Source organism: Sphingobium sp. MP9-4, from assembly GCF_005281675.1.
Classification (GTDB): Bacteria; Pseudomonadota; Alphaproteobacteria; order Sphingomonadales; family Sphingomonadaceae; genus Sphingobium; species Sphingobium yanoikuyae.
In genome coordinates this window covers 1-6,527 of record NZ_LUFI01000100.1, presented here as the reverse complement: position 1 = coordinate 6,527, position 6,527 = coordinate 1, and the positions used below count along the sequence as shown (strand labels likewise).

Genomic DNA, 6,527 nt, shown 5'->3' with positions numbered 1-6,527 from the left:
CGGGCGCGAGCATCATCGCCGGCGGCGGCGTGGGCGAGACGGTGCTGGCCGGCGCCGGCGGCGCAGCGGCGGGGCGGCTGATCGGCAAGGGATCGGGCACCAATTCCCGCTGCGACGAGGTGCTGCGGCGGAACAGATGAGATAGCGCCCATCGCCAGAAACGAGGCCCGGCCCCCTGAGGTGCCGGGCCTTTTTTGTCCTGCGAACAAAAGGATGGAAATTCACGCCCTCTATCGACAGGATGCCGGCAGGGGGATCATCATGTTCGACAGCATTGGGGTATTTCAGCGCCAGTTCACGCCGGTGGAGGGCGGTTATGCCTATTATCCGTCCCGCAAGGGTGGCGCCAAGTTCGTCAGCCCGGAGGAATATGCGGCGCTGGTTGCGCGCTGGCAGCGGGTTGCAGGTCGCCGGGGCATGTGGACGTCGACCGGCGTCATCATGGCGATCATCATCGTCTGGGTGACATTGTCGGAATGGCTGACGCTGCCTGACTGGACGCAGAATGTCATGACGACAGCCTGTGTGGTCGGCCTGATGGCCTGGATATATTATGCCAGTTTCGCGCCGCGGCGCTTGGTCAGGGGGGCGGCCGGATATCCTGCCGCCACGCCCGATGGCGCAGATGCGACGGGATGCCCGCGCGATGCTGAACTGGCGTTTCATCCTGTTTTCGCTGGGGTTCAGCGGGCTGATTTTCTGGGGCTGTGTCGCTGGCGGCGATCGCAGCTTCCGGGGCTGGGCCTGGATGCTCGGCAGTGGCGGGATGTTTGCCCTCTATATCTGGTTCGGCATCCGCAAGCTGATGGATCGGGCGCAATAGCCCCGCCAGATGCAAGGGCCTAAGGGCTCTCGGATCAGGTTCGGAATGACGACCTTTTTCTAAGACCGAAGCGTTTACAGATCGGCGGCCAGTGCGCGCAGGGCGGCGTGGGGCGAGGCGGCGAGATGGTCGCGCATCATGGTGCGGAAGGCGGGGGTGGCGCTGGTCGCGGCGGCCTGCATCCAGTGGGCGGCGGCGGCGATGCCGCCGGCCTCGGCGAGCAGTCGGCCATGGTTGAACTGGCCGCGAAAATCGCCGCCCTCCGCCGCGATGCGATAGCATTCGTCCGCGCGGTCCATGTCGCGGGGGAGGAGGCGGCCTTCCTCATGAAAGGCGCCGAGGAAATTGATCGACTTGGCATGGCCGAGGGCGGCGGCCTTCTGGAACCAGCCGAGCGCGGCCGCTTCATCCTTCGCGACGCCGGAGCCGAGGCCGAGCGCGCTGCCCCAATTATACATGCCCCAGTCGAGGCCGGATTCGGCTGCGCGGCGATAGCAGGCGGCGGCCGCGACCGGATCGACCGGCGTGCCCCAGCCCTTCTCATGGCAGCGGCCGACCATGTTGATCGCCATCACATGGCCCGACGCGGCGGCGAGGCCGAACTGGCGGAAGGCTTCGGCCGGGTCGGCGGCGACGCCCTGACCGTCGAGCAGCAACTGGCCATAATAGGCCTGGGCGTCGGGCAGGCCGGCATCGGCGCCGGCGCGGATCAGCGCGGCGGCAGATTCGGGGGATGCGGCGAGTTGTTCGCGCATCTGGTCGGCGGTCTGGGTGAGGAGGGGCGAGGGCGCGGTCATCAGGGCAGGTCTCTGGCTTGGATATTGCGACTGATTAGCAGGATGAGGTGGCGCTGGAAACAGGGTGGCAATATTTTGGGCGGGCGAGTCCGAAGGGCGTGCCCCTCTCCAAGTTTCGGTAGGCGGCTGGGCGCCGCCAACCTCCACTATCCTCTCCCCAAAGGGGCGAGGATTTTTTGCATAGGGGGATGCTCCGAAGCGGAGGGGGTGTCGGCCCTTTATCGATCCGTGAACCGAACCCAGGATTTTACCTCGGTTTCCCTTGGTCGGCCCTGGTCGTCGAGCGCCGGCAGATAGCGCTGGCCCATCGCCACGAGGCAGGCGGTGTCGTCATATCGGCGCGTGCCGGATGATTGGGTGATGCGGCAGGATCGGGGATGGCCGGTGGCGTCGAGCCGGACGGTATAATCGCTTTGCAGCGCGGTTGCTGCCTTGTCCGGGTCGCTTGCGATCGGCGCCTTGCCGTCGAGGGCGATCGGCGTGGCGCCACCCATGTCGCCCTGGAAAGTCGATGGTGCCGGCTCCCAGAACAGGCGGACGACCGGGATCGTCCCATCCTGACCATTTCTGTCCTTCACCGCTGCCATCCAGCCCATCTTCATCATGGCGAGCCGGCAGCTTGCCACGGCGATGGCGGTGCCGCCGACAATGGCCGAGGGGGTGCAATCCAGCTGGTCGCTGCCGGGGCGGCGCGTGATGCGGACGGTGGCGGCACCGGTCGATGCGGGCGGCAGGGCGACGAGCGCATAATCCTGGGTCGTGGGCAGGACGAGGGGCGTGACGACCGGCCCGCTGGCCTGGGCGAGTATGAGCAGGATCGGTGCAAGGGGCATGGGCGCAGATTTGATCGCTGCCTGGCTTTTGTAAAGGCGGGTCGGTCCGCAAGGGCGTGCCCCCTCCAGGTTTCGGTAGGCGGCTGGCGCCGCTTTCCAGTTTTTGGCAGGCGGCTGGCGCCGCGGGCCTCCACTATCCTCTCCCTGGAGGGGCGAGGATCTTTGTTTATGGGGACGATCCGATGAAATGGTTCGGGATGAAGGCCGCTGGGGAAGCCGGGCGGCCGGTGCTGGCGCGGGCCTGGGGATCGGGCGCGGTGGCCTTGGGCGAATGGCCGGCCAGTTATGAGGCGCAGCTGCGCGCCGGGGTGATCGGCAATCCGGTGGCGCAGCGGGCGATGCGGCTGGTGTCCGAAGGGGCGGGGGCGTGCGTGCTGAAGGTCGGCGGGGTGGATGGTGCGGCGGCGGCGCGGATCGGGGCGCTGGTGGCGCGGGCGTCGGCGGGGCAGGGCCTGATCGAGACGCTGGCCAGCCATGTGCTGCTGCACGGCAATGGCTATGTGCAGGTGATTGCGGGCGCGGATGGGATGCCGGCCGAGCTGTTCGCGCTGCGACCCGAGCGGGTGAGCGTGGAGGCGGATGCGCGCGGCTGGCCCGCCGCCTATCTCTATCGCGTGGGCGAGAGCGTGACCCGGCTGTCGCCCGAGGATGGCGCGGGGCGGACCAGCCTGCTCCATATCCGCGCGCTCCATCCGCTCGACGATCATTATGGCCTGGGCTGTGTCGGCGCGGCGGCGGGGGCGGTGGCGATCCACAATGCCGCGACGGTGTGGAACAAGGCGCTGCTCGACAATGCGGCGCGGCCTTCGGGCGCGATGGTCTATGCGCCGGGCGACGGATCGGTGTTGAGCCCGGAACAGTTTGAGCGGGTGCGGCGCGAGATGGAGGCGGCGTTCAGCGGCGCGGCCAATGCCGGGCGGCCGATGCTGCTGGAGGGCGGGCTCGACTGGCGGGCGATGAGCCTGTCGCCGGCCGAGATGGACTTTGTGGGATTGAAGGCGGCGGCTGCGCGGGAGATCGCGCTGGCCTTTGGCGTGCCGCCGATGCTGATGGGGCTGCCGGGCGACAATAGCTACGCCAATTATCGCGAGGCGAACAAGGCGCTGTGGCGGCAGACGATATTGCCGCTGGTCGGCAAGATCGGCGCGGGACTGGCGCAGGGATTGCAGGGCTGGTGGCCGGGACTGAGCCTGGTGACGGATCTGGACGCGGTACCGGCGCTGTCGGACGAGCGCGCGGCATTGTGGGAGCGGGTGGCGGGGGCGGACTTCCTCTCTGCGGAAGAGAAGAAGGCGATGCTGGGCATTTGAAGTTCGCGCGGAGACGCGGAGGCGCGGAGATTTTTGTGCTGCGCCTGCGGCGGCTCTTTTCTCTTCTCCGCGTCTTCGCGGCTCCGCGTGAACCTTGTTTGTCTTTCTTCTAGCGCTGGCAACTGCCCTGTGCGGTCCAGCGGCCGCCGCTGTCGAGGCAGCGATCCTGCGCGAGCCAGTCGCTTTGCCAGAGGCAGAGGGCGGCGGCGATCAGGACCAGCAGTGCGCCGAGCAGCGCCCGCTTCACAGGGGCTGGGCGAGGCTGTCGAGACGGCAGAAGCCGTTGTCCATGTTCCAGCTGCCGCCCTGCAACAGGCAGTCGCCGGCGCGGAACAGGCCGAAATGCCAGGCGATGAGGCCGAGCGCGAGGATGACGAGGGCGATCAGCAATTTGCGAGGGGTGCGCTTCATGCGGGCCCAGATAGAGGCGCGCGGCGCCCAAGGGAAGGCGGAACCATGAAAGAGGAGATGCTGGCGCGGCTGGTGGCGCAGGCCGAGGGCGCAGGGCTGCCGGCTGCTGGGCGGTGCGGATCGTCACCGCCAGCCTGTTGCGGTCGCGGATCGCCCGGACGGGCACGCGCGGCGAAGGCGGCTGGCTGGCGGTGGCGGATTACCGCATTCGCGTGGTGCGCGAGGCTATCGGCGCCTGATCAGGTGCCGGGCTTATTATATTCCTCATATTCGCCGATGATCTTGTCGACATATTCGGACACCTGATCGTCGGCATCGGCCTGCGCATCCTTGTCCGACATGCCGTCGGCCTTGTCCTGCGCGAGTATCGCGGCGCGGAAGGCGGCTTCCTTGTCGGCGCAGGCCGTCTTCAACTGACCCTGAAATTCGCCGAGCGGCACCTTCTTGTCGAGCGAGGGCTGGACCTGGGCCGAGAGGCAGCCGGCAAAAGCCTTGCGGGCGGCGCCGATGGCGTCGGCCGACGGCGCGGCCGCGAGCATCATCAGAAGGGGAGCAACCACGAGCATCAGACCTCTCCTTTAATCCGCGTTTTAGAACGCTTTGTCTGACGGGAGAATGCGCCATGGGCGTCGAAAAAGGAAGTGCGTTTCTGTTGAAGGTGGGAAATGGCAACGTCCCGGCAACATATGAGACGGTGGCCGGGATGCGCACCACCCAGCTGTCGGTGAATGGCGAGGCGGTCAACATCACCAGCAAGGATTCGGGCGGCTGGCGCGAGCTGCTGTCGGGCGCGGGGATGCGATCGGTCAGCGTGTCGGCGGCCGGCATCTTCACCGGATCGGCGGCCGAAATCCGGGTGCGCAATCATGCGCTGGCGGGCACGATCGAAGATTATGAGCTAAGTTTCGAGAGCGGCGAGCGGATGCGCGGCCGCTTCCTGGTGACGCGGCTCGACTATGCCGGCGACTATAATGGCGAGCGCAACTATGCGCTGAGCCTGGAAAGCAGCGGCGCGGTGGTGAGCGAATGAGCGGCGGGGCTCGAAAGGCCGCCGGGCGATGGCGCCGTCTGGGGAGATGACGGATCGCCCTGTCGGCACTGGACGAGATTGCCGCGAGTTCGCTGCGATCGATCGTGGCGGCTGGGGCGAGCGGTGCCTGGGCCGGGCGGGAGGAGCATGTTGCCGGCTGGACAGAGGGGGGGGGGCGCTTCGTCGTGCCGAAGGCCGGATTGCGGCTGGCGGTGGCGGATCGCGGCCATGCCATGGTGCATGACGGTACGGCATGGCGGGATGATGCGGTGCGCAGCGAGGGATTTTATGTCGCCGGCCAGCAAATTGTTGGCGCACGCCAGCCCGCGATCGCCGGGCCGGCCGGTGGAACGATCGTCGATAGCGAGAGTCGTGGCGCAATTGCCGCGATATTGGCGGTTTTGCAGGGGCATGGACTGATCTCCATGTAATTCTGGAGTATCGGCGATCTTTTCATGGAGAGGGGTAGGTATTAGCTTGGAGGCGAGCCTAGGGGATGTCCCTACTGCGTTATTTTTGCAACGGTTTCACGAATTGTGGACTTGCCATGAAACCTTCTTGCCGATACATGGTTTCAGCAGTCCTTCGTGACACTTTTGAAAGGGGAATTCAAATGCGGAAGCTTGCCCTCGCGGCTGCGCTTGCGACCAGTGCCCTGGCCACCCCGGCCTTGGCGCGCGACAACAGCTGGTATGTCGGCGTCGACGCCGGCGTGATGATCGTTGAAGATCAGGACATCACCTTCACCCCCGGTAATGCTGGCGCCGCCAGCAACACCGTGTCGGCTGACCACCACAAGGGTTATGATTTCGACGCGAATATCGGTTACGACTTCGGTGGCTTCCGCCTCGAAGCCGAAGCTGCTTACAAGCGCGCCAAGGTCGACCTCGACAAGAGCGGCTTCGGCGGCGCTTCGTCGGCTCTCTCGTTCATGCTGAACGGCCTGCTCGACTTCGGTCCCGACGATGGCCTGCAGGGCTTCGTCGGCGGCGGTGTCGGCGTGTCGCGTGGCAAGCTGGCCAACGACCTGGTGAACGACAGCGACACCGGTTTCGCCTGGCAGGCGATCGCCGGCGTGCGTTACCCGGTGACCAACAACCTCGACGTCTCGCTGAAGTATCGCTACTTCAACCAGGACGACATCAAGCTCATCCCGGCCTACACCACCATTGGTGGCCCCGCCGGTTCGAGCGTGGACAGCAAGCTGCGTACCCACAGTCTGCTGCTCGGCCTGACCTACAACTTCGGCGCTCCGGTTGAAGCGGCTCCGCCGCCTCCGCCGCCCCCGCCGCCCCCCCCGCCGCCGCCGCCTCCGCCGCCCCC

General features: G+C 66.7%; 10 protein-coding genes. 6 read left to right on the top strand and 4 right to left on the bottom strand.

Going from position 1 to position 6,527, the window contains the following annotated elements; all coding sequences use genetic code 11:
• The first annotated feature begins 261 nt into the window (after positions 1-261).
• The gene (locus A0U87_RS25170) at positions 262-846 is read left to right on the top strand and encodes a hypothetical protein (RefSeq protein WP_137406109.1); all 585 of its coding nucleotides are present in this window, start codon (positions 262-264) and stop codon (positions 844-846) included.
• A 51-nt stretch (positions 847-897) separates the two neighbouring features.
• Here A0U87_RS25170 and A0U87_RS25165 read toward each other — a convergent pair whose 3' ends face one another.
• Entirely contained in the window at positions 898-1,620 is a 723-nt protein-coding gene (locus A0U87_RS25165) for a tetratricopeptide repeat protein (protein WP_048939578.1), read from the bottom strand.
• 218 nt (positions 1,621-1,838) lie between these two features.
• Positions 1,839-2,453: an energy transducer TonB gene (locus A0U87_RS25160; protein WP_048939579.1), complete on the bottom strand. Its 615-nt coding sequence runs from the start codon at positions 2,451-2,453 to the stop codon at positions 1,839-1,841.
• 182 nt (positions 2,454-2,635) lie between these two features.
• Here A0U87_RS25160 and A0U87_RS25155 point away from each other — a divergent pair, with 182 nt between their 5' ends.
• The gene (locus tag A0U87_RS25155) at positions 2,636-3,763 is read left to right on the top strand and encodes a phage portal protein (protein ID WP_122927914.1); all 1,128 of its coding nucleotides are present in this window, start codon (positions 2,636-2,638) and stop codon (positions 3,761-3,763) included.
• 243 nt (positions 3,764-4,006) lie between these two features.
• Here the strand turns inward: A0U87_RS25155 and A0U87_RS26385 are convergent, their stop codons facing one another.
• A complete protein-coding gene (locus tag A0U87_RS26385) occupies positions 4,007-4,174 on the bottom strand; it encodes a hypothetical protein (protein ID WP_004207814.1) in 168 nt (55 codons plus the stop codon).
• Between the two features lie 113 nt (positions 4,175-4,287).
• On the opposite strand from A0U87_RS26385, the gene A0U87_RS27095 reads away from it, so the two are divergent.
• The gene (locus A0U87_RS27095; RefSeq protein WP_272939639.1) at positions 4,288-4,413 is read left to right on the top strand and encodes a hypothetical protein; all 126 of its coding nucleotides are present in this window, start codon (positions 4,288-4,290) and stop codon (positions 4,411-4,413) included.
• On the opposite strand, the gene A0U87_RS25150 is transcribed toward A0U87_RS27095, so the two are convergent.
• Positions 4,414-4,740, bottom strand: a complete 327-nt coding sequence (locus A0U87_RS25150) for a hypothetical protein (protein ID WP_048939634.1) — start codon at positions 4,738-4,740, stop codon at positions 4,414-4,416. It abuts the gene before it with no gap.
• A 56-nt stretch (positions 4,741-4,796) separates the two neighbouring features.
• Between A0U87_RS25150 and A0U87_RS25145 the strand changes: the two genes are divergently transcribed.
• The 3 genes from A0U87_RS25145 to A0U87_RS25135 all read left to right on the top strand — a co-directional run.
• A complete protein-coding gene (locus A0U87_RS25145) occupies positions 4,797-5,204 on the top strand; it encodes a phage tail protein (protein ID WP_048939633.1) in 408 nt (135 codons plus the stop codon).
• 104 nt (positions 5,205-5,308) lie between these two features.
• Positions 5,309-5,635 carry a DUF2793 domain-containing protein gene (locus A0U87_RS25140; RefSeq protein WP_240700635.1) on the top strand — a complete coding sequence of 109 codons (327 nt, stop codon included), beginning with the start codon at positions 5,309-5,311 and terminating at the stop codon, positions 5,633-5,635.
• A 182-nt stretch (positions 5,636-5,817) separates the two neighbouring features.
• Positions 5,818-6,527 (top strand): outer membrane beta-barrel protein (locus tag A0U87_RS25135; RefSeq protein ID WP_137406108.1); only part of this gene is annotated, 710 nt, incomplete at its 3' end.